Annotated in this window: 24 protein-coding genes and 1 riboswitch; of the genes, 16 read left to right on the top strand and 8 right to left on the bottom strand. The window is 46.9% G+C overall.

What is annotated here, in order from left to right:
* The first annotated feature begins 18 nt into the window (after positions 1 to 18).
* Complete coding sequence (locus tag AB432_RS20210) at positions 19 to 213, top strand: hypothetical protein (RefSeq protein WP_235617508.1); 195 nt, start codon at positions 19 to 21, stop codon at positions 211 to 213.
* A 22-nt stretch (positions 214 to 235) separates the two neighbouring features.
* Positions 236 to 1,078 (top strand): EcsC family protein, encoded by an 843-nt coding sequence (locus tag AB432_RS20205; RefSeq protein WP_173628933.1) that lies wholly within the window; start codon positions 236 to 238, stop codon positions 1,076 to 1,078.
* Here AB432_RS20205 and AB432_RS20200 read toward each other — a convergent pair.
* Together AB432_RS20200 and AB432_RS20195 are read right to left on the bottom strand one after the other, a co-directional pair.
* A complete protein-coding gene (locus tag AB432_RS20200; RefSeq protein ID WP_048033811.1) occupies positions 1,056 to 1,604 on the bottom strand; it encodes a GNAT family N-acetyltransferase in 549 nt (182 codons plus the stop codon). The two genes, AB432_RS20205 and AB432_RS20200, sit on opposite strands and share 23 nt — an antisense overlap.
* A gap of 68 nt (positions 1,605 to 1,672) precedes the next feature.
* On the bottom strand, positions 1,673 to 2,113 hold the full coding sequence (locus AB432_RS20195; RefSeq protein ID WP_048033810.1) for a flavodoxin: 441 nt from the start codon (positions 2,111 to 2,113) through the stop codon (positions 1,673 to 1,675).
* 139 nt (positions 2,114 to 2,252) lie between these two features.
* A riboswitch (Lysine riboswitch) is annotated at positions 2,253 to 2,442 on the top strand.
* Between the two features lie 91 nt (positions 2,443 to 2,533).
* On the opposite strand from AB432_RS20195, the gene dapD reads away from it, so the two are divergent.
* From dapD to AB432_RS20170, 5 genes are all read left to right on the top strand, one after another.
* Positions 2,534 to 3,244 (top strand): 2,3,4,5-tetrahydropyridine-2,6-dicarboxylate N-acetyltransferase, encoded by a 711-nt coding sequence (gene dapD / locus AB432_RS20190; RefSeq protein ID WP_007723196.1) that lies wholly within the window; start codon positions 2,534 to 2,536, stop codon positions 3,242 to 3,244.
* A gap of 14 nt (positions 3,245 to 3,258) precedes the next feature.
* A complete protein-coding gene (locus tag AB432_RS20185) occupies positions 3,259 to 4,473 on the top strand; it encodes an aspartate aminotransferase family protein (RefSeq protein WP_048033809.1) in 1,215 nt (404 codons plus the stop codon).
* A gap of 3 nt (positions 4,474 to 4,476) precedes the next feature.
* The gene (locus AB432_RS20180; RefSeq protein WP_048033808.1) at positions 4,477 to 5,610 is read left to right on the top strand and encodes an N-acetyldiaminopimelate deacetylase; all 1,134 of its coding nucleotides are present in this window, start codon (positions 4,477 to 4,479) and stop codon (positions 5,608 to 5,610) included.
* 275 nt (positions 5,611 to 5,885) lie between these two features.
* On the top strand, positions 5,886 to 6,485 hold the full coding sequence (locus AB432_RS20175; protein ID WP_048033807.1) for a hypothetical protein: 600 nt from the start codon (positions 5,886 to 5,888) through the stop codon (positions 6,483 to 6,485).
* Positions 6,486 to 6,597: 112 nt separating this feature from the next.
* The gene (locus AB432_RS20170) at positions 6,598 to 6,960 is read left to right on the top strand and encodes a DUF4912 domain-containing protein (RefSeq protein ID WP_007723202.1); all 363 of its coding nucleotides are present in this window, start codon (positions 6,598 to 6,600) and stop codon (positions 6,958 to 6,960) included.
* 112 nt (positions 6,961 to 7,072) lie between these two features.
* Here the strand turns inward: AB432_RS20170 and AB432_RS20165 are convergent, their stop codons facing one another.
* Positions 7,073 to 7,711 (bottom strand): glycoside hydrolase family 73 protein, encoded by a 639-nt coding sequence (locus AB432_RS20165; RefSeq protein WP_048033806.1) that lies wholly within the window; start codon positions 7,709 to 7,711, stop codon positions 7,073 to 7,075.
* 113 nt (positions 7,712 to 7,824) lie between these two features.
* A complete protein-coding gene (locus AB432_RS20160; RefSeq protein ID WP_048033805.1) occupies positions 7,825 to 8,253 on the bottom strand; it encodes a DUF1885 family protein in 429 nt (142 codons plus the stop codon).
* A 180-nt stretch (positions 8,254 to 8,433) separates the two neighbouring features.
* Between AB432_RS20160 and AB432_RS20155 the strand changes: the two genes are divergently transcribed.
* The 5 genes from AB432_RS20155 to AB432_RS20135 all read left to right on the top strand — a co-directional run bounded on the left by AB432_RS20155 (position 8,434) and on the right by AB432_RS20135 (position 12,511).
* Complete coding sequence (locus AB432_RS20155; protein ID WP_048033804.1) at positions 8,434 to 8,982, top strand: MarR family winged helix-turn-helix transcriptional regulator; 549 nt, start codon at positions 8,434 to 8,436, stop codon at positions 8,980 to 8,982.
* 78 nt (positions 8,983 to 9,060) lie between these two features.
* Positions 9,061 to 9,360, top strand: a complete 300-nt coding sequence (locus AB432_RS20150) for a DUF3055 domain-containing protein (protein ID WP_015892160.1) — start codon at positions 9,061 to 9,063, stop codon at positions 9,358 to 9,360.
* 109 nt (positions 9,361 to 9,469) lie between these two features.
* Entirely contained in the window at positions 9,470 to 10,267 is a 798-nt protein-coding gene (locus AB432_RS20145) for an alpha/beta hydrolase (RefSeq protein WP_048033803.1), read from the top strand.
* A gap of 118 nt (positions 10,268 to 10,385) precedes the next feature.
* On the top strand, positions 10,386 to 10,511 hold the full coding sequence (locus AB432_RS20140) for a GapA-binding peptide SR1P (RefSeq protein WP_007723214.1): 126 nt from the start codon (positions 10,386 to 10,388) through the stop codon (positions 10,509 to 10,511).
* Between the two features lie 107 nt (positions 10,512 to 10,618).
* Positions 10,619 to 12,511, top strand: coding sequence for a TolB family protein (locus tag AB432_RS20135; RefSeq protein WP_048033802.1), 1,893 nt, complete (start codon positions 10,619 to 10,621; stop codon positions 12,509 to 12,511).
* A 67-nt stretch (positions 12,512 to 12,578) separates the two neighbouring features.
* Here the strand turns inward: AB432_RS20135 and AB432_RS20130 are convergent, their stop codons facing one another.
* Positions 12,579 to 14,516 carry a beta/alpha barrel domain-containing protein gene (locus tag AB432_RS20130; protein ID WP_048033801.1) on the bottom strand — a complete coding sequence of 646 codons (1,938 nt, stop codon included), beginning with the start codon at positions 14,514 to 14,516 and terminating at the stop codon, positions 12,579 to 12,581.
* Positions 14,517 to 14,636: 120 nt separating this feature from the next.
* Positions 14,637 to 16,109, bottom strand: coding sequence for an aminotransferase class I/II-fold pyridoxal phosphate-dependent enzyme (locus AB432_RS20125; protein ID WP_048033800.1), 1,473 nt, complete (start codon positions 16,107 to 16,109; stop codon positions 14,637 to 14,639).
* A gap of 167 nt (positions 16,110 to 16,276) precedes the next feature.
* On the opposite strand from AB432_RS20125, the gene AB432_RS20120 reads away from it, so the two are divergent.
* Positions 16,277 to 17,236: an NAD(P)H-dependent flavin oxidoreductase gene (locus tag AB432_RS20120; protein WP_048033799.1), complete on the top strand. Its 960-nt coding sequence runs from the start codon at positions 16,277 to 16,279 to the stop codon at positions 17,234 to 17,236.
* Positions 17,237 to 17,320: 84 nt separating this feature from the next.
* Here AB432_RS20120 and AB432_RS20115 read toward each other — a convergent pair whose 3' ends face one another.
* A complete protein-coding gene (locus AB432_RS20115; RefSeq protein WP_048033798.1) occupies positions 17,321 to 17,956 on the bottom strand; it encodes a YktB family protein in 636 nt (211 codons plus the stop codon).
* A 231-nt stretch (positions 17,957 to 18,187) separates the two neighbouring features.
* On the opposite strand from AB432_RS20115, the gene AB432_RS20110 reads away from it, so the two are divergent.
* The 3 genes from AB432_RS20110 to AB432_RS20095 all read left to right on the top strand — a co-directional run bounded on the left by AB432_RS20110 (position 18,188) and on the right by AB432_RS20095 (position 20,461).
* The gene (locus AB432_RS20110) at positions 18,188 to 18,787 is read left to right on the top strand and encodes a hypothetical protein (RefSeq protein WP_048033797.1); all 600 of its coding nucleotides are present in this window, start codon (positions 18,188 to 18,190) and stop codon (positions 18,785 to 18,787) included.
* Positions 18,788 to 19,011: 224 nt separating this feature from the next.
* A complete protein-coding gene (locus AB432_RS20105; RefSeq protein WP_048033796.1) occupies positions 19,012 to 19,518 on the top strand; it encodes a DUF4446 family protein in 507 nt (168 codons plus the stop codon).
* Between the two features lie 346 nt (positions 19,519 to 19,864).
* Positions 19,865 to 20,461 (top strand): hypothetical protein, encoded by a 597-nt coding sequence (locus tag AB432_RS20095; RefSeq protein ID WP_048033794.1) that lies wholly within the window; start codon positions 19,865 to 19,867, stop codon positions 20,459 to 20,461.
* A 98-nt stretch (positions 20,462 to 20,559) separates the two neighbouring features.
* On the opposite strand, the gene AB432_RS20090 is transcribed toward AB432_RS20095, so the two are convergent.
* Positions 20,560 to 21,054: a GNAT family N-acetyltransferase gene (locus AB432_RS20090; protein ID WP_048033793.1), complete on the bottom strand. Its 495-nt coding sequence runs from the start codon at positions 21,052 to 21,054 to the stop codon at positions 20,560 to 20,562.
* Between the last annotated feature and the right edge of the window lie 164 nt (positions 21,055 to 21,218).

Here is a 21,218-nt window from a genome sequence, read left to right as displayed (position 1 = left end):
ACAAGGGGAGGAAGTCCTGTGACAAATGAGCAGAAGGCGATCCTGGAAAAGTTCGGGTTTCGGATCGAAGGAGAGGAAGTGAAACATTTGAAGCTGGGAATCGTAAGAAATAAAAAAGAATTTGTCCGTCACGCCTCATCGGAAGAGTTGCAGGACTACATTAAGTCCATCTTGCGCAACCAATGTCAGTGGAGGCGAGGAGAATCTGAGTGAGCAGCCAGGGAGGTTATTGGGTTTGAGGGAGTCCAGGGAGACATTAGTTACGGCATTACGTGAAGTGGAGGCTTGGGAGAAGGATCAGAACGACTTGTGGTTCTGGGAAAAGCTTGGCAGACTTCCTTTTGTTCTGTTGGATCGGATTACGCCTGCATTCGTTCAAGAGAAGCTGGGAAAAGCCGTAGATGAAATGGCAGCTTTTCTTGAGACAGGTGGTACTTATTTGGTGCAGGATGAACCGATTTACAAGCGGTTTGGTAAACGCTTAGAGGGACAGGGCATATCTGTTATTGGCAAGGCGGAGATTGCCGCTGTACCGCTTACGATGATGAATGATGTCGCTATGGAGCTAAAGGATTCACGAGCGAATTTTGCCACGGTACAAGGTGCGACGACTGGCTTCGGAGGGATTTTTACCCTCGCGATCGATATCCCGTTATTAATGGGGACATCCCTAAAAGTATTACAAGAGATGGCTCTTGCCTATGGCTATCGACCTGAAGAGAAGAGGGAGCGGTTGTTCGTCGTCAAATGCTTGCAGTTTGCTTCCTCCGACATCGTAGGGAAAAAAGCGATACTCGCTGAGCTCTCTCGCTTTGATGATCCAAATGCACAGAGAGAGGTAATGGCGCAATTGCAGGGATGGCGTGAAGTCGTGGTAACGTACACAGAAAACTTTGGGTGGAAAAAGTTATTTCAAATGGTGCCCATTGCAGGTATTTTGTTCGGGGCGTATTTGAACCGCTCAACCGTACAGGATGTCGCCGAAGCGGGGATGATGTTGTACCGCAAACGGCGCATCCTGGAGCGGCTGCGTGAGAGCGAAAAGAGCGAGGAAATTACTGAGACCACTCCTCAATAGTAAGAGCGTAGAGGAGATGGTCCTCCCATACACCGTTAATTTGCAAATAGCGTAACGAAAGTCCTTCCTGGCGAAAACGATTTTTTTCCAAGACGCGAATGGAAGCTTGGTTGCGAGGCATGACAGCAGCTTGTACCCTGTGCAGTTTAGCATCAGAAAATGCAAAATGAAGGGCGAGATTTACTGCGGATGTCGTATAGCCTTTGCCATTGCAAGACTGATCCATAAAGTAGCCAATCGTTGCATTTTGCCACGCGCCGCGGGCGACATTCGATAAGGCTACACGTCCCATCATCTTTTTGGCCTCGCGGCTGAATACGCCGAAAGCATAGGCTGTGCCGCGTTCAAAATCAATCTCTGCTTGTGAAATCTGTTCTTGCTGTCCTGGGAGGGTCAGAAAGGAAGAGGGGCGGATTGGTTCAAATGGTTGGAGAAAGTCATGATTACGCAGCCGAAGCTCTAGGAGCTCGGCTGCGTCTTGTTGTTGGAGAGGCCGTAAGAGAATCTCGTCCGTATGTAGTGTCATGAGATCAATCCTCCTTAAAAAGTTGGATTGATAGTATAACATGTGCCAGATTATTTGGGAAACATCAATTAGCCGAGCAATTCAGCAAACGATACCCCAAATGCTTTGCAAGTTTCCACTTCTTTTGCAGTAGGAGAAAGCTCGATTTTCAAACCTTCCAGAGGAGTTTCCGCACCACGCTCGCTCGCCTTTTTCAGCAAAATATCAACAGCTGCACCGACATGCTCGTAAGCGGAGTCGCAAGAGCCAAAAGCAACGACCTTTTTCCCGCTGAGGTCAATATCGTCCATTTCCTCATAAAAATCCAGGCATTCGTCTGGAAGTTCGCCATCGCCCCATGTGTAGGCACCAAGCAAGATTCCGTCGTAAGATTCTAGTTCTTTTGCGTTCGCATCCATTACTTCTTTTATCTCCAGCTCAGCACCAGTTGAACGAATACCTTCTGCAATTGCTTCAGCAATTTCCTGTGTATTCCCTGTCATGCTCGCGTATACCATCAAAATGCTCATAAAACGTAAAACCTCCATTTAGATAATGAGTATCATTCTCAGTAATAAAATAATGAAAATGAGAATCGTTGTCAATAACTTTTTTCTTATTGCCACGTTTCATTGATTTTGGTAGAGTTAAATAAAATTATAATAATGTACTCTAAATAGAGGTGCGCCGAAGAAGAGTAAGTCTTTTCGCAATCTGCCAGGGGGCAGGAGAAGGAAGAAAGGCTAAAGCGCCGAAGCTTATGCTATGCCCCTACGTAGCACAGGCTGGGGTGTCTCATGAAAAATGAACATCCTGTCACAAGGGACCTCAAGTCTTTTTGTGGAGCGCTATTTATGATTTGCTTATGTAGTATCAAGAGCAATGAGATAGCGAATGCACTCATTGCTTTTTTTGATTTACCATGCTGTTATCTTGAGGAGGATGTAACTATGAACATGATGGATGCTAACGAAATTATCGCGTTTATTCAAAAAAGCGAAAAGAAAACACCCGTGAAGGTATATGTGAAAGGGAACCTGGAGGGAATCGACTTCGGTGCGAGCTCCAAAGCCTTCATTACTGGTCCTACTGGTGTTGTTTTTGGTGAGTGGAAAGAGATTGAGCCAGTGCTTGCTGCTAACGCAGACAAAATTGAAGATTATGTTGTAGAAAGCGACCGCCGCAACTCCGCTATTCCATTGCTGGATACCAAAGGGATTCAAGCGCGTATTGAGCCAGGCGCAATTATTCGTGACCAAGTGACAATCGGTAACAATGCGGTCATCATGATGGGTGCTTCCATTAACATCGGTGCAGTGATCGGTGAAGGTACGATGATCGACATGAATGTTGTAGTAGGTGGACGTGGAACCATCGGGAAAAACTGCCACATCGGCGCCGGATCGGTTATTGCGGGTGTTATCGAGCCGCCATCTGCACAGCCAGTTGTTGTCGAGGATGATGTTGTCATCGGAGCAAATGCTGTCATTCTGGAAGGTGTACGTGTAGGAAAAGGTGCTGTGGTTGCAGCGGGTGCTGTCGTGATTGAAGATGTACCTCCATACGTAGTAGTTGCGGGAACGCCTGCACGCGTGATCAAGCAAATCGATGAAAAAACTCGTTCCAAGACAGAGATCAAGCAGGAGCTACGTCAACTGTAAGGGAGAGAGTGCACATGGACTGGCGTTCGCTTGATGAACAATATATCGTCTCCTCTTACAAAAGACTTCCGATTGCCATAGAAAAAGGTGAAGGAAATTACTTGTACGATACGAACGGGAAGAGCTATCTCGACTTGTTTACCGGACTCGCGGTAAACGTTCTGGGGCATTCTCATCCGCGCATTGTACAGGCTCTGCGTGAGCAGGGAGAGCGCTTCTTGCATATTTCCAATGTATTTTTAAACAAGCCGGCTATTCGTTTGGCCGAGCGTTTGGTTGCGAACAGCATTAGTGGAAAAGTGTTTTTCACCAACTCTGGTGCAGAGGCTACAGAGTCTGCGATCAAGCTGATTCACAAATGGACGAAAAACGAGGGGGCAGGTCGTGAAGGCATCGTTGTCTTACGGAACAGCTTTCACGGGCGAACACTCGGAGCAGTGCGTTTGACGAGGCAGGCTCACATCTATCAAGACTTTCCTCAGCCGGCTTTTCCAGTGTATGAACTGGATGTGGAGGATACGGAAGGATTGCGAGCGATTTGCCAGGAAGCAAAGCCCGCTGCGGTCCTCATGGAGCCAGTCTTGGGTTCCGGCGGTGTCGTGCCATTAACGGAAGCGTTCTTGCGAGAGGTAGCTGCGATCTGTGAACAAGAAGGTATGCTCTTTGTCATGGATGAGATCCAGACAGGAATGGGCAGAACTGGAAAGTTGTTTGCTTATGAGCATGCAGGCGTAACGCCAGACCTGATCCTTTTCGCCAAAGGCATAGGGGGAGGGCTTCCACTCGGCGGTGTCATTGCTGGTCCAAAGCTGATGAACCAGTTCAAACCGGGGGATCATGGAACGACATTCGCACCATCACCACTGTCTGCTGCCCTGGGGAATGTCGTGTTGGACGAATTGCTTAATCCAGCCTTCATCGCTCACGTAGAAGAAGTGATTGCGTACCTGTGGTCGGGCCTGGAAGCGTTGCGAACTCGTCTTCCAGATCAGCTGCAATCCCTTCGCGGAAAAGGCTTGATGGTTGGAATTCCGCTCTCTTCCACCCCGGAGGAGGTAAGTCACTTGCAGCAAGCATTGCTTGACGAAGGAATTCTCGTTGATGTGACGCAGAAAACGATTGTTCGTCTGCTTCCACCTCTGACGTTGACAAAAGCTGATGTGGACCGTTTCCTTGCTGTGTTTGAGGAACAATTAACAGCAAGAACAGGCACGAAAAAGGAGGCGTAGGCCATGACGACTTCCTTGTTTACACAAATTCGCCGAGACCTGCACCAAATACCGGAGCCAGGCTTCGCTGAAGTGAAGACGCAACAATACTTGCTCGACTATTTGAAAAAGCTGCCCCAAGAGCGAATCGAGATCAAAACGTGGCGGACAGGCATATTGGTCAAGCTGGCAGGAACAAAGCCAAAACGATTCATTGCCTGGCGGACGGATATGGATGGCCTACCGATCATAGAGGAAACGTCCTATCCGTTTCGCTCGCTTCATGAAGGATACATGCATGCTTGCGGGCATGATATGCATATGGCAATTGCACTTGGTCTCCTGACGCATTTTACCGAGCAGCCGATAGCAGATGATTTGCTGTTCCTCTTCCAGCCAGCAGAAGAAGGTCCTGGCGGTGCTGAGCCGATGATGGAAAGTGAAGAGTTTGCAGGGTGGCGACCGGACTGCATTTTTGCCCTGCATATTGCGCCAGAATATCCAGTTGGTCATATTGCGACGAAGCCAGGAATCTTGTTTGCCAACACGTCTGAGTTGTACATTGATTTGGTAGGCAAAGGGGGGCATGCAGCCTTCCCGCACAAGGCGAATGACATGGTGGTTGCAGGGAGCCATCTTGTGACACAGCTTCAATCGATTATTTCGCGTAATATGGACCCATTGGATTCCGCCGTCGTAACGATTGGCAAGCTGGAGAGCGGGACGAAGCAGAACATCATCGCAGAGAAATCCAGGCTAGAAGGGACCATCCGAACCTTTTCGATGGAATCGATGGCAATCGTCAAGAGCCGCATTGAATCTCTCGTAAAGGGAGTGGAAATAGGCTTTGATTGCCAGGCAACGATTGACTACGGGGTTGGCTACTGCCAGGTTTACAACGAGGAGCAGCTAACGACAGACTTCATGCAATGGGTACAGGAACAATGTGAAGATGTAACTCTCATCACCTGCAAAGAAGCCATGACTGGAGAAGACTTCGGTTACTTTTTGGAAGAAATTCCCGGCTTTTTGTTCTGGCTGGGAGTGCAAACGCCGTATGGCTTGCACCATTCCAAATTGGAGCCGAACGAAGATGCGATCGAGGTTGCCGTTCGACTGGTCTCTCGGTATTTTACATGGCTTTCGCAACAGGAGTAGCAGGGTGTCAGGAGCAAAAAAAAGAGTGGCTGGAAAGCCGCTCTTTTTTCTGTGTCATTCCCAACCGTATTCTCGTCAAGAGTAAGGAGTAGTTACTAACATCTCTGTGCATAAGTCTTTCTTCCTAAGATTTTTGTGCTTGTGGATAATGTGGATATTGTTGAAAAAACTTATCAGGGCAGCACAACTATTTCCTTTTCCAAACGTATAAACTAGGGAGAAGAAATTCCGGAAAAACAAGCGCTGCCGCGCACACATACAGGAGGATTATTGACATGAAAAAAGCATGGTTATCGGCCTTGTTGGCGTTGACTGTAGCAGCAGGGGTGGGGAGCACTACTGCGCTGGGAGAGGGTGCGATGCGCGTATTTTTCGGTGCGGAAACCGTAGCGAGTGAAATGCCAGCATCCAAGGCCGAATCGGTAGAATCAATAGTGAACAAGCTCGGTGGTTTTGCTGATTACGATCAGCAATCTGGCAAATTGCAAGTGATTAAGCCAAACGTAAATATTATTGTGGTCGAAGGAATTCAGCAGACCCGCAATAAAAATGTCGTTTTCAGCAACCCTGTCAAAGGATACAGCGACAAAAATGTGCCTCGTACGTTTAACGTGTTCGTAGAGGTTGATGACGCGCCTGTAGCCAAAGACTTGCGTATGCAACTCGTGTTGGTCGGACCGGACGGCAAAGAAGTGTCTAAAGGGAAAGAATGGAAATACTCCACTCAAAATGCAAACAGCTTCTATTTTTCTGAGCCTTTTGTATCTACAAAACTCGAAGCATACGGCACTTATAAAGTACAAGTTCAAATGAAATCCGAGAAATTTACTTCTTATGTAACCGTGGGTGAAAATACATTTACAGTTGGGCGTTAAAAATTATGGCTTGGATGCGTTTCCACTTCGCATGTCCCCGTGCTATAATATAGGGAAAAGCCAATATGATTGGTGATAGCAAGTACATGAAAGAAAGGAACGATGGGAGCGAATGGAGACAAATCCCCCGCGATCGTCCACAGATGTAGAAGGCCCGAGTATACGCATTGCCTGGAAAGATGAGCAATCCATTCAGGCAGAGTGGAGCATGACGAAGGAGTTCGAGCAAGAAATAGAGCGAAAGTTTGCTATTCCGTTTGCTGAACTGCCTTTTGTCCTACGCCTTTTTGATGTGACGTACCGCAAAGAGATCCGAAATGATGGCACTGACCTTTATACTGATTTTGATATCAACCACCGTTCTTCCGAATGGATTTTGTACGGAGTGACGCAAGGATTGGAATATTGCGTCGATCTGGGAATTCGGATGGTGGACGGAAGGTTTTATTCGCTGTCCAGGTCTCAAATGATTTGATCAACGTGCTCAAGCAACGTACGACTGAGGCAACTGCATTTTTATACGAAACAGCCCCATTATCCACGAGATTTGCTTGTGGCAATGGGGCTTTTGATTTATATTCGTACACTTATGGGTTCTCTCGCTGTTTGTCTAACAGTCGCAGGGCAACCGCTAAAACAGCCCATACTGGCATTGGTTCGTCTAACTTCTTCAGCCATTCAGGCGAGGTCAGCAAGCCCTCTTGTAACGCACGATTGCCCAGCTCCAATTTCCAGGGAGGAAACGATTGTGGTTCTTCTGGGGCGAATGGATCGTACTGAGATAAGTTGTACGTTTGAATGAGGCGCGTCAGCTTTTCTGCATACGCAGGATCGGTAGCGTAGCCGGCTTCTTCTAAAGCCTGTGCGGCTTGTGCGGGAGTAGCTGCTGCCAGCACGTTTTTGTATGCGGGCTTACGTAAAAACTGGGCATGGTCTTCCATGGATTGCTGGTAATTTTCGTAAGCGCGGAACTGGGAGGTACGTGTGACTGTCTTTCCGTTTTCTACCTCTTTGCTTTCGATGGTGACAGAGCCGGCAGGTCCCGTTCCTTTCATTCCAAAGAGGTTGTACGAGAATGTCCCAGTGGCTGGGTCAACAGGTACTTTTTTACCCCAACCTGACTCGAGTATGGCTTGCGCTATGATAATGGAGGGGAATATACGATGGTTCAGATAAGACTTTCTGGCGTGGTCAGCAACCAACTGAATAAATGCTTGCGCATCCATAAGCACACCCCTTTCCTCTTTTTGTTATTCGTATGAAAAAAAGAGGTCAGGGGGAATAGGCCTGAACATGAAAAAACAGTCGATATTTCTCGACTGTTTTTCCGTTTTTTTGTTTATGGCTTTCGAGGTTGGAAGTATTGAATGCGCTTGTTGAAGAGGTGGAGCTCTGCTTTATAATCACGTGCCAAGTATCGACAGTATTCATTTGCCTTGTTTTTATCGCCGTGCGTGGCCGATTCAGGGAGGGACACTTGTATGTAGTGCTTCTCGGAACCGTTTTCATTTTTGCTCCCGACGCCAACAACGATAGCTTTGTACATGTTTGGATCTTTTCCTTTGAGAAGGAACCACGAGTCGACTCCTTCAGGGCGTTCTTCTAGGGTGTAAGGGAAAGCGGCGTCAGCATAGCTCCAGCCCAATTGCTTTCCTGTTTTTGAGGTCATGTCAACGTATCGCGTAAACTTGGCTTTCACGTCATCAATACTTACAGATGCTGCGGTAGAACCATCAACGAAATAGATGTAGGCGGATTGAAGTTTCACGACTGCACTCACTCCTAGTACCGGTATTCTGTGCGTTAAGTGTAGCATTGTCTTCCACTCTTTGGCAATGAGGCAGTTGGCGACCGAAAACAATTGCGTGTTTTTTCTGAAAAGTGTAAAATATATATCATATTTATATGCCGTTAGATGAACGATAAAGAATCATGGAGGAATATACGCATGCAGGAGGCCTCAATTAGACACGTATTCGAAGCTTTAAACACCATGCGCGCCATCGATGTGGTGAACAAAGAAGACTGGGAGCGGGCAGCGAAGGAAGCCGAATTGGATTCCTCTGTACAGTTAAACATTCTCTGGATCATCTACTGTTATGAAGGTGTACGCGTCACGCAAATTGCAGATTGGACCTTCTGGCATCCCTCATCGATTGTCATTCATATCAAGAAATTAATGGAGAAAGGCATGGTGACGATCGAAAAGTCGGAGTTGGATGGGCGTGTGGTTCACGTATACCCGACTGAAAAAGGCAAAGAAGTATTGGAAGCCAGTCGAAGAAGTGTACCAGATATTTTTAGATTGACGTATGCATTGGAGAAAATGGAGGAACGATACAGTACAGCAGTAGTTGAACTGTTCTTTGAATGTCTCTCCTTTGTCGCGCAATCGTTGCATGGTGCAGAAAAAGTGAGATGGATTCAAGAAGGGGAAGACAGGGTCATTAACCCAACGCGTCTGGTAAATGATGCTATTTGGGTGGCAAAAACGTGATATTTCGCTTATACTAGTGAATAATCCGAATATTTCACGAAATTCGGAGGCCAAAATACTGTTGAGGAGGGATTGCTGATGGAGCACTACGACCACTTATACGACGTTTCGGAGAATGCTAATGTACGTTTCCTTGGCTTTATTTCAGAGGGAACACGCTACGACTTTGGCATGGTTTTTACACACAAGTTTTATGGGAAGCCGTTGGTGATCTGTATGCAGACAGGGCAATCGACTCTTCTCAGTTCGGAAGATGCGGTGAATCCAGGATACCTGCAAAAAATTTTCAGGCTGGATTCAGAGAACGAGGCAGTCGCGCTTGCTGAGTTTTTTCAGGAACATTTACCATCCATTCCATTTGAAGAAAATCAGTATTAGGTAACGAGCAGAAGTTTATCTTCTGCTCGTTTTGGTTTTTTTCGTAAAATACGGCCTTCCGTTTTTTAGTATAATCGAAAGAAATCAGCCGGTAGGAGGAACAGGGAGAATGGGTGTACATAAATGGTCGGCCAAAAATTCTCGGGGAGCGATTGTTCTCGTCCATGGAACGGGAGAGCATCATAGACGCTATGAGCATGTAGCGGCTTATTTCAATCAGGCGGGCTGGGACGTATATGCGGAAGATTTGCCGGGCTGGGGGCGCTCTCCAGGGAGACGGGGGCATATTCAATCCTTCGAAGACTATTTGTCCCGTGTACGTGAGTGGACGAGTACCGCTCTTGCCGATACGTTAGGAGAGAAGCCTGTATTGTTAATGGGGCATAGTCTGGGGGGGCTCATCGCGACTCGCTTTATTCAGACGGATGAACGGAGCAAAGAGCTGGCGGGGTTAATTCTCACATCTCCGTGCTTGAAACTGAAACTGACTGTACCGGCGTGGAAGGAGCAATTGGCACAATTTCTCGATCGGGTCTGGCCAACACTTGTCATGCCGAATGGAATCACTCCCGACATGGTATCGCGTGACGAAGCTGTTCAGGCTGCTTATCAGAACGATCCGCTCAATTATTCCAAGGTAAGTGTCAGATGGTTCACAGAATTGAACCGTTCTATGGAAAAGGCGTGGGAGGAAAGAAATCGAATCAAGCATCCTGTCCTTGTTTTACAGGCTGGTGCTGATACATTGGTAGATGCGGATGCAGTGGAACAGTTTACCGTGGGCCTTCCAGACAGACAAACGTTTGAACGATTCGCGGGCTTGCGGCACGAAATTTTGAATGAGCCTGAAAAGGAAGAAGTCTTGCAAAAAATCGTGAACTGGCTGAATGAGAATATTCCGCATTAATGTGACATACTAATTATCAACAAATGCATCTTGACTCCGAATGGTGTAGCATATTAAGATGAATGTAACATAACATTTGTAGGGATATGTGAATCAATTGAATGCGGAGGGGACATAGATGGGAACTATCGTATGTCAGACTTGCGGAACCATCATCGAGCATTTTGAATGTAATTCAGTGAAAACGCTTTATGCGGTATGCAACTGTGACTGCCGACCTGGTGAAAGACAGGAAAAAGAATAAAGAAATAGTCAACAGGCCTATATTGAGGCCTGTTTTTTTTGACAACCTTTTTCGTATGGAGGATAATGGAGAAGTGTGAGAATTGTTGCAAAAGGAGGAATTGTGTCATGAAGCGACAACCGATACAGGGAATGCTGGCCGCTGCACTTTTGGTCACATCTCTGTGGAGCGGGACACCAGCGCTTGCTTACAGTATTGGTGATGAAGAAAAAATAGACGGTAGTCAGCCATCAATATCCTCAGCAGGATATGATATAGCAAAAAAATATGCGGTATGGATTGTTGAGGGGGGGCAAAGAGTAACACTCTACAACCTCGCTAAAGGTAACCAGAACGAAATAGGTGACAAGGAATCTGAGAAGACAAATCCAAAGGTTGATGGAGATTACGTCGTATGGATGGATTCCCGTGATGGCGGCTCAGATGTCTATTTGTATGACATAGTAAAAGAGAAAGAAATCCGTTTGACAAGTGGTTCTGCTTCGGTCGATGGACTGGAGATTGCTGATAAAAATGTTGTTTGGACAGACAACGGCGATGTTTATCTACATAAAATTTCTACTGGGGATACAGAAATCGTATCTGCGAGTGGAAAAGCAAGCAACCCGGTGGTAAGCAGCGGTTATGTTGCTTGGGAAGATGATCGTAATGGCAATGATGACATTTATTACTATGACATCAAAGCAAAAGAGGAAAAGGCTGCCGTCATTGCTAAAGGGGATCAAGGGCGTCCTAGCATTTTCTCCAATCAAATCGTGTATGAGCACCAATCGGCTGGAGACCTCTATTCCTATTCCATCAGCAACGGTCGAATTAAGCAATTGACCGATGACAGCAACGAACAGCAAAACGTACATTTGTATCAAGAGGATTATGTCTACTCAGACAATAATGACTTGAAATATCGTGAGCTTGGCAATAAGTCTGGTAAAAAGATCGCGAGCAATCTGTACGGTGAGACCGGACCGAAAATTTATGGCGATTTCGTCCTATTCGCGAAAAAAGACAGTAACAAAAAGCTCCAACTCCACCTGTATGACCTGGACGAAAAGGAATTAGTTCCGATAGGTAATGCAGGCGGGGAACCAAAGGAGCCAAGTGCTCATGATCGTTATGTGGCGTACGTAACCGAGTCTAAAAAAAATAATACGGTCGTTTTCTATGATGTCGAAAATAAAAAAGGGAAAGTCGTCAGTAATCCAGAGCATGATTCTGTTCGCCCTGTTGTAAGCTCGCGTTATGTTGTCTGGTATGACGAGCATGAAGATGCACTCTTCTCCTACGATATTCGTAAGGATACGCAGAAGCAGATCACACATGAAGATGATGATCAAGAACCGAGTGAGAAGCTGTATGAGATTGACGGAGAGCGTCTGTTATGGGTGAATACCGCTGGCAGATCAGAAGTGATTATCACAGATCTATCGACTGGAAAGCATACGGAAGTTACGACGGTAAGAAAAGAACCATTAAGTGTTGATATTTACAAAAACTACGCTTCCTGGGTAGTGGAAGAAGGATCAAAGAGCGCAAGTATCGTTCTCTACGATATCGAAGAAGATGATGAGACTGAAATCCGCGATAACGTAAAAGTAGAGAAAGCAGAAATCGGCGATGGCTTCGTTGTTTGGAGCGAAGATACAGGCAATTCCAAAACCGGTTGGGATTTGTACTATTACAACATCGACCGTCAAAGAGTCAATCCGTTGCTTCGTTATGCGGATGGTGACCAGAAAAATCCACAGGCTTCACGCAATATGATTTTGTATGAAGACAATCGTCTGTCCACAAAAGGCAAGGAATTCTACTATGAGCTGTATGATTTCGAAGAGGATTCCTATAGCGATATTGAGTGGGATGATGATGCGGAGATGGAAAATGTCCGCATCGGTGGAAATCGCGTTGTCTGGGTCGATAAGCGTGATAAAGATCCATATGTATACACGGTAGCCTTCGCTCCGGGCGATGATGATGACGATGATGAAGAAGACGAAGACTGATTCTGCATAATAGTCGTCATGCTTTTATAAAAAAACAGACGAAAGGAATTCTTTCGTCTGTTTTCTTTTATGTCCGGCATAAATACGGCTTCAAAAGTACGAGTGCCACGAGAAAGAAAATGACGGCGACATAAGCGGGCAAGAGATGAATAAAATCGACATACCCAACAGTAAAATGTATGCCTATGCCGGAAACAAAGCCTGGAATGCCTGCTAAAAACAATGTCCACCAAATCCACGCTTCTCCTCTCCTGATACCCCAAAGACTGATCAGCAAGACAGCCAGGCCATTCGAAACTAATGCCCCTCCAAAGCCAGCGCGGTCATGAGCAATGACCGGAATTAATCGCTCATTGTAAGACTGCAAGGTATCTGCAGACACACAGAGAAAGACGAGATCAGAAGGAACGAAGACACCTGTGACGCCGATGATCGAAATAACGATACCAGCCCCTGTCAAACCAAATCCGATGATGACAAAGAGCAATTGTCCCCATAGAGCCATTCGCCAATCCCGATCGTTGTGAAGCTGAGGCGGTAGGCGAGTCAAATGAACCTTTGCAGGTGTTCGTAATGCGAGCAAAAACATGGGGAACAACACGAGCGCTAAAATCGCGTGCAAGTAATCGAAGTACCCGTATCCAATAAATAAAAAGAAGCTGGAAAATCCAACAGTACCGGAGATAAGCAAGATGGTTCGCGTCCAGTGAATATCTTTGCGTAGGCCATGATAAGACAGTTGACTGTACAAAATTCCTATGGATATCATCGTTCCTGCCAGACTAATCCGATCGTGTGACATAAAAGAGAGGATTTGCGCATTTAAGAGCGCAAGTTGGTCGGCTGACATCTCGAGGAAGCGTTCGTCGTAGGGGAGGACGACGGTTGTTGCGGCGACCATCCAAGCAAGTGCCCCACCGAACATCATGCCCACGCCCAACAAGATTCCCCATATCCAAGAAGAAAATAAAAAAGTAGATCGTTTTTCTTGAGGCGGGTCAGTGCCTGGTTGTATTTGTAAAATGGCTTCGTTAATTCGTTTTGGCAAGCCAGGGCCAGAATAGACCAAGCCACTGTGCAATTGCACAAAATTGGCACCCGCGGCAAGAAGGGTCAAAGCATCATGTGGCTCCAGAATGCCGCCTGATCCAATGATAAGGGCATCTGACCACTGTTCCCGTGCCCAGGAGACAAATTTGACAGCTTGCTCGTGTGAACTCCTCCCCGTGATGTAAACAGAGTTATTCGCGCATGGTGAATCTTCCTGAATCGTGCCTCCTGCGACAACTAGACCGTTTAGTCCTGCTTCTTTTGCCGCGGTAAGAATCGGGAGTGCTTCCGCATCTGTCAGGCTCGGGGGGAGCGCCAGCAAGAGTGGCATATCCGTATGGTTACGCAAACAGGAAAAATGTTCCTTCCACGCTGTATGGCTCCATTCTGGCTGTCCCATATTCGCCCGCGAATCAATAGTGAAAAACGAACAAAAACGCTCCAAACTGTCGATTAGCTCCTGAAGCTCTTCTGTGGCTTCTCTCAGGCTGGCTTTTGGTTGGCAGGCCAATCTGACTCCGAGAGGAATTTTGATGCCAGTAGCTCCCTCCAGGCGCCTCTGAAGGGTATATATACCATTATTTACCAATGGATTTGAATAGTGGATATTCATCGCGGCAATGTCACGTTGAACGGTGCCGAGAGAATCAATCGGTTCTTTGGACACAGGTCCCAGCTCTAGAAACCCGAAGCCGAATTTGGACAGCGCTTCAATGGCGATGCAATCCAGGTCTAATCCGGCACCCATCCCGACTGGAGTAGGGAACGTGACTGGACCAATTGTTTGGGAGAGCTGGGAGGGAGGCTCCATATGTCCCATCCATTCGATGATGAGCGAACCACCCGGAATTTTTGCCAAAGTCCCGATTGACTGCAAGGTAATAGACCGGGCCCGCTCGGGTGGCATGAGAAAGAGAAGTGGCCGAAACATCGTTTGATACGACCAGTCTGGCATGGCAGCACCACCCACCTTTCCTGATTTTTCCTAATTCCATCTTATCTCAAAATGTTTGCATAAAAAATAAAAAAAGCTGCTCTCTCGTGAAAGAGGCAGCCGTTTTTCGGTTCAGATCGGTTAGCCAGAAATGGCGGTTTGTCTTTTTACGACTTTAATCGTTTTTAGTGTCTCATCTTCAGGGCCTTGTACGGGTAATCCGACTCGGATGTTTTCCTGAATGTACGCGATATTTTCCTCAGTGATGACCTCTCCAGGAAGGAAAATCGGGATGCCTGGAGGATACACCATGATGAACTCAGTGATGACTCGACCTGCTGCTTCCACCAACGGAATCGTCTCTGTTTCTGCATAGAATGCATCTCGAGGAGTTGTGGACAGCACAGGGATATTCGGCAATGAGATGGTAGGCTTATCTTCTGCTTGTACGTGCGAAAATTCAACAGACAGATCGCGCAAGCCATTTACCAGCGTACGGATGGATTCTTCCGTATCTCCCGCAGTAACAAAGCAGAGGATGTTGTACAAATCGCTCATCTCTACTTCAATGTTGTACTTGTCACGCAGCCAGTTCTCGACTTCCCATCCAGTGATTCCAAGATCGCGTACGTGGATGAGGAGCTTGGTTGGGTCCATCGCAAAAGTCGCAGGCTTTCCAAGAATTTCCTTGCCAACGCAGTAGATGCGCGGGATTTCGTTAATCATATCACGTGCTTTTGCTGCCAGTTCCATCGCTTGATCCGCGAGCATTTTCCCGTTGAGGGCCAGATGCTGACGCGCCATGTCCAAAGACGCGAGGAAGATGTAGGAAGTCGAAGTCGTCGTGAGCATACTCATGACCGTTTTCACCCGATCGACATCGACGAGCCCTTCCCGTACATTCAAGATCGAGGTTTGGGTCAAAGAGCCACCCAGCTTGTGTACGCTGGTCGCTGCCATGTCGGCACCTGCTTGCATGGCCGAAATCGGCAGTTCCTCATGAAAATGAATATGCACACCATGAGCTTCGTCTACCAAGACAGGAATTTCATAGTTATGCGCAGCCCGCACGATCTCGCGCAGGTCACCTGCAATACCGAAGTACGTTGGGTTAATCACCAACAGGGCAGCAGCATCAGGATGAGCTTCCAATGCTTTTTGTACGGCCTTCACTGTGATCCCGTGAGAAATACCCAGACGCTCGTCCATGGCAGGGTGAATAAAGATTGGGATTGCTCCAGCGAAAATAATCGCCGACATAATCGATTTGTGTACGTTACGCGGTACGATAATTTTGTCACCAGGACTGCAGGTCGCCATAATCATTGCCATGATGGCACCGCTTGTACCTTGCACGGAAAAAAATGTATGGTCAGCGCCGAATGCCTCGGCTGCCAAATCTTGTGCTTCTTTAATCATTGCCTTCGGGTGATGCAAGTCATCCAATGGCGCAATGTTGATGAGGTCTATCGAAAGAGCGTTGTCCCCGATGAACTCGCGAAATGCCGGATGCATACCCATACCCTTCTTATGGCCCGGAATGTGAAATTGAATCGGGTTCCGGTTGGCGTGCTCCAACAACCCGCTGAACAAAGGAGTTTTCATTTGTCTCACTACGATCGCCTCACTTTACTAATCAAGAATAATAAGGGGAAAAACAAACAAATTGAGTATAGCAAAATAGGGGGGGAAAGCAAGCGAATTTTTATTCATGTCCGCGAGTGGTGGCAGGAGTTTGGCCTGTAAGCCGAGAAGGTCATTTACACGAGGTGATAATAAGGATGAAAACGAGAGTAACGGAGCTACTTCAAATTACATATCCGGTAGTTCAAGGTGGCTTGGCTTATTTGGCTTACGCAGACTTGGCTGCGGCTGTGTCAAATGCCGGGGGACTCGGACAAATTACGGCTATGTCGTTGCCATCGGCTGATGCACTGCGGGAGGAGATTCGCAAGGTCCGTGCATTGACGGATAAACCATTTGGTGTGAATTATGCAATTGGTCAACACGGTCGGCCGTATGAAGAAATGCTGGATGTGGCGATTGAAGAAGGAGTGACGGCTGTTTCGGTAACAGGAGGCAATCCAGAGCCGCTGCTGCGCAGACTCGATGGTCATCCCATCAAAAAGCTTGTCTTGGTTGCGTCTGCTCGCCAAGCACAAAAAGCAGAATCGATTGGTGCGGATGCTGTGATGGCTGTCGGTCAAGAAGGCGGGGGGCACCTGGGACGAGATGATATCGGGACGTTTGTTTTGATTCCGCGTGTGGTAGATTCCGTGAAAATTCCGGTATTGGCTAGCGGTGGCATCGGTGATGGTCGGGGAATTTTGGCAGCGCTTGCACTTGGTGCAGAAGGTGTAGAGATGGGGACGCGATTTATTGCGACGCAAGAATGTGTTCATGCACATTCGGCCTACAAAGAGGCGTTGGTTGCTGGAACCGAGCACGATACCGCAGTTATCAAGCGCACACTGGGAACACCTGCGAGAGTCGTTCGCACACCAGGATCTGATCACATTCTTCAATTGGAAAAAGAAGGGGCAGGCTACGAGCAGTTAAAGAGTCTTATCAGTGGAGCGAACAATTGCACATTTATTTATGAGGGCGACAGCCAGCGTGGCTTTGGTTGGGCTGGTCAGGTTATTGGATTGATTGATGATGTGCCAAGTGTCCAACAATTGTTTGACCGCATGTTTGGCGATGTGAACAAGTCGTTGGACCGATTGCAGTCTTTTTCTTAAAACAAAAGAACAGGCCTGCGTTTTTCAAATGAAAGCGGACCTGTTCTTTTGCATATAACTTAACTAAAGAAAGCGGGAGGCGGTCTATCCACGAGAATTTCCTAATGAATAGAGCTTGCTCAATACGCCAAATGTTTCTTCGAGACGACTCACCAATGCTTCTCCGTCTGCAAGGATTGGATCATGACGGTCAATAGTAATTCCACAGAGCAATTCCGCTTTTTTTACCTGTGCCAGCCTGTCCACCAACTTTTTCACGCCAGCCGTGCCCAGCTCTTTTTGAGACGTGCTTGCTGGTTGCATATGATCTGGAGACCAGTGAAAATGCTCCGGAACCATCGCGATGACCTCATCTAAACGCTTGTTAAACGCATGACTGATCAGCTCTTTGGAAGGAGACTCGTAGATTACTGCGTACCAAACGAACAAATGTGTTCCCCACAAGCCGATTTGAAAGTGCGGGTGTTTTTTGTAACCGCGTTTATCATTAGCCCAGGCAACCCACGTATCAGCTGGTGGGTTCACCGTACGGCGTGCATGTTTTGCTATGTGCGTAAACATTTCATCCCCGGTTGCTACGGAGAGAAAAGGCGCAAAGTGCTGGCTGAGTACTTCGAATTTGGGACGGATATTGGTTTTGATCGCGTCCATCCGAGCATCCAGTCCATCAATGGCAAAAACATCAAAATCTTCTTGACGAAAGCCTGGAAACGTTGGCATGTAACAAACACCTCTTTTAAGCATCATCGACCCCCACTGGAAAGAAAAGGGCGATCGTCCCCGTCAAGGGAGCTTGGAATCCTCCATATGATATCATACCATCCAGGAAAAAAATACATGCCGAGTTTTATGAATAGCAAAACCAAAGCCTGAATAATATGATATACCACTCACTCCCTTGCGGCAAAAGTGATATCTGAGTATTCTGTCAACGGGAGGAGCCTGTAGAAGATGAATCTCGGCATGGAGTTGGAGTATTTTCATTTGGCAGTTTGGTTTGACCGCAAAACATTGCACGCGATGGTGCAGGCCCTGGTGGAAGCAGGGGTGAGCGTCACGTGGAAAGAATCTCCCGAGCAGTTTCACCTCCTCGTGAACACCACAGATGGCCGATCCGACTGGAAAATGCAGCGTTTAAACGGGTCCTATAAGCTGCACATTGCAGGCATTCCTGTCAATGATTCTCGGGTGGCACTCGTACTGTACCACTTCGTAGAGCGGGCAAAAGGGCATGCCATGATCAAGGTCACTTTTGAAGAGTGCGTCTTGCTGAAGCAAATCCAGTACGGAGAAGTTATCAGAATAGTGGAATTAAAAGGAGCTGAGAAAAAAGTGATCTATGAAAAATTTTGCAATGTAACGATGGATCAGGTAATTGCCGCGATGAAACGACGTGACTCGGAAGAACGCATCCCGGTGCTCCGTCTGGAGTTGGATTATGAACTGGCGACGTTGTATGACGCGATGCAAGCCAAAGACCAAAGTCAAATGAAACAGTCCACAGAGCGATTAAAACAGCTCCGTCGGGAAATGTTGCTTTTGGAAGCGTAGGCAGACTGGAGGATAGCCAAAGGACGATGAGTTTGACACAAACCAATACGGAATGAAAAAGCGACATCTCAACAAATGAGGGTGTCGCTTTTTTTGGTTGCAAGTCGCTTATTAGTAATTGTTGTTTTTATAAAAGACTTGTTTGAATGGGAGGCCTGGCGGTTGTACAATAAAGAAGGTTTTTGACAGCATATTTACGCACACGCCGGAAAGGAAGAAAAGTTTTGGAAGCATTCCTATCACAAATCCCCAATGTAGCGATCCTGCTTTTAGCCGTCATCGCATTGACACTGATCCTGTTATGGATCGTGATTTTGCAGTCTGTCCGGATTAGTCGATTGAGGAAATCAATCAACCGGATTATGACAGGGACGGGAGGAGCCAATCTCGAGGAAGGCTTGCACAGACTGCTGGATCAGGTAGAGGAAATGAAAAAGCAGCACAGTGATCAGCAGTTTGCCATCAATCGTCTGTCACAACGAATGGCAGCGCAATGCGGCAAAATAGCGATTATCCGTTACAATGCTTTCGGGGATGTCGGCAGTGATCTTAGCTTTTCGTTGGCGGTAACAGATGACGCTGGGAACGGCGTCGTGATCACCAGCATTTTTGGACGAGAAGAATCTCGTGTGTATGCCAAGCCGCTTGAGCAAGGGACATCGAGCTACCATTTGTCTGAAGAAGAACAGGCTGCGATCAAAAAAGCGATGACCTCAACCGCAGGGATATAAGTCCCTCTGAATTTCAATGAAACAGCAAGCATATGAATGAATCAGGGAGTTCTTTTCATTTCTCTGCGTCTGATTGCGGATATTCCGGTTTTTTGCTAAAATTCATCGCCATTTTCCTCAAGACTTTTGATGGCATCTGAGGTATAATAAAGATGTCAAAAATGGCTTTTTTGCGAAAAACAAAAAGTAGGTGATCCGCCTTCATTACCCAAATCGATTTTCGATTCGCGGGGCAAGGCCAGGTTCTACAGCGTTCTTTTGTTGACACTTAGCGTATCTCCTCTGATTTGGATAACTGTTCGGTCGTACTCGGCCCATGCAAACCAAAAGAATTGAGGAGATATTTATGGCACAGCGTTTAGCAACTAATTACGCCAAGGCCTATTTTACGGTGAATGAAGAAGAGCTGAACCAGTTCGTTTCGCTTTTCACCAATGAACACATTTCAGTCCAAGTCAAAGTGTGTGACAATGGCGATCGTGACGTAATCTTGAATGACAAGAACGGCGAAATTCAATTGAGTTTTTGTCGGGTTGGCAGCCGCTACTCATGCGACAGCTCGTATCTGATCCAAGATCGGCAACTGGCAAATGCCATGAGAAAAGCAATGAAAGCGTTCCGAGGCTATGGAATCGTCCACCGGATTTATGACGGCTTCACAATGGTGTATCACTACGATCAAGGATCGGTTGTGAGCATTCAGGAGCTAACCGGAGACGAGGAAGTGTCCATCTTTGAAAATAACTCTCTGCACATGACCAATGAGCTGGAGGCGTTGTTCCAGCAGGATGGCAGCGAGCAGGAGATTGAGTCCATACGCCAAGAAACGGACCGATGGCTGGATTTGCGTAATTGGGCAAAGAGAACTGCCCCGGAAAAACTTCCAGCAATTGATGTTCGATTAGCAACGTTATCGCGGCGGTTATATGAATTAGAAGTTTAGTGAAAAAAGGGTGCTTTGGGCGCCCTTTTTTATGTAAATAACAAAAAGCGGGTTTCCTACTAACAAGAGGTTCCCGCTTTTGTTGTTTCTTGCTTCACTTAGCGCAATTGTAATGGTTTGCTCATATTGTACCAAATTGCACCAGCGTGATCTGAGCTGGAAACACCGTTGTTGAGGTATCCATGACTTTCATAGTAGCTAATCAAATTTTTCTTACAAGTAAGCGTGATCGTCTCACGGCCGGACTCTCTTGCGGATGCTTCCAGGTGTGCGAGGAGCTTGGAGGCAATGCCGCGATTTTGAAAAGCGGGAGAAACCGCTAATCCTAAAATGGTTTGATGGCCGCCAGATGCCGGGTTTTCTTTAATCGTTTGAAAAAGATCATCGGTAATGAAGGTGGATTCGACGACGGGTCCATTGACCAAACCCGCAATGACCCCATCCGCTTCCGCTACAAAAAAGCTGTCAGGAATCAATCGAATACGCTTCTCAAATGCTTCCTGGGTCGCAGCCTCATCTGGTGAGAAGCAAAGGTGCTCGATGGCGATCAGTGCTGGCAAATCTTCTGCTTTGGCATTACGGATAGTAATCATTTCCTTTGCGATCCTCTCCATTCTGGTTCATTTCTGAAAGTGTAACATAACTCACAGCATGTGAAAGCCCACTTGTAGCAAGTGGTTGCTCTCCATCCTGTAGAATAGCCGTCAGCCTATTTATAGTGTTCTTAATAGATTATTGAAAAAGGGTATTGTCAAAC

It is taken from the genome of Brevibacillus brevis (genome assembly GCF_001039275.2).
GTDB classification, from domain to species: Bacteria; Bacillota; Bacilli; order Brevibacillales; family Brevibacillaceae; genus Brevibacillus; species Brevibacillus brevis_C.
Note: the sequence above shows the minus strand (reverse complement) of the source record. Positions and strands in the feature narration are given on the sequence as shown.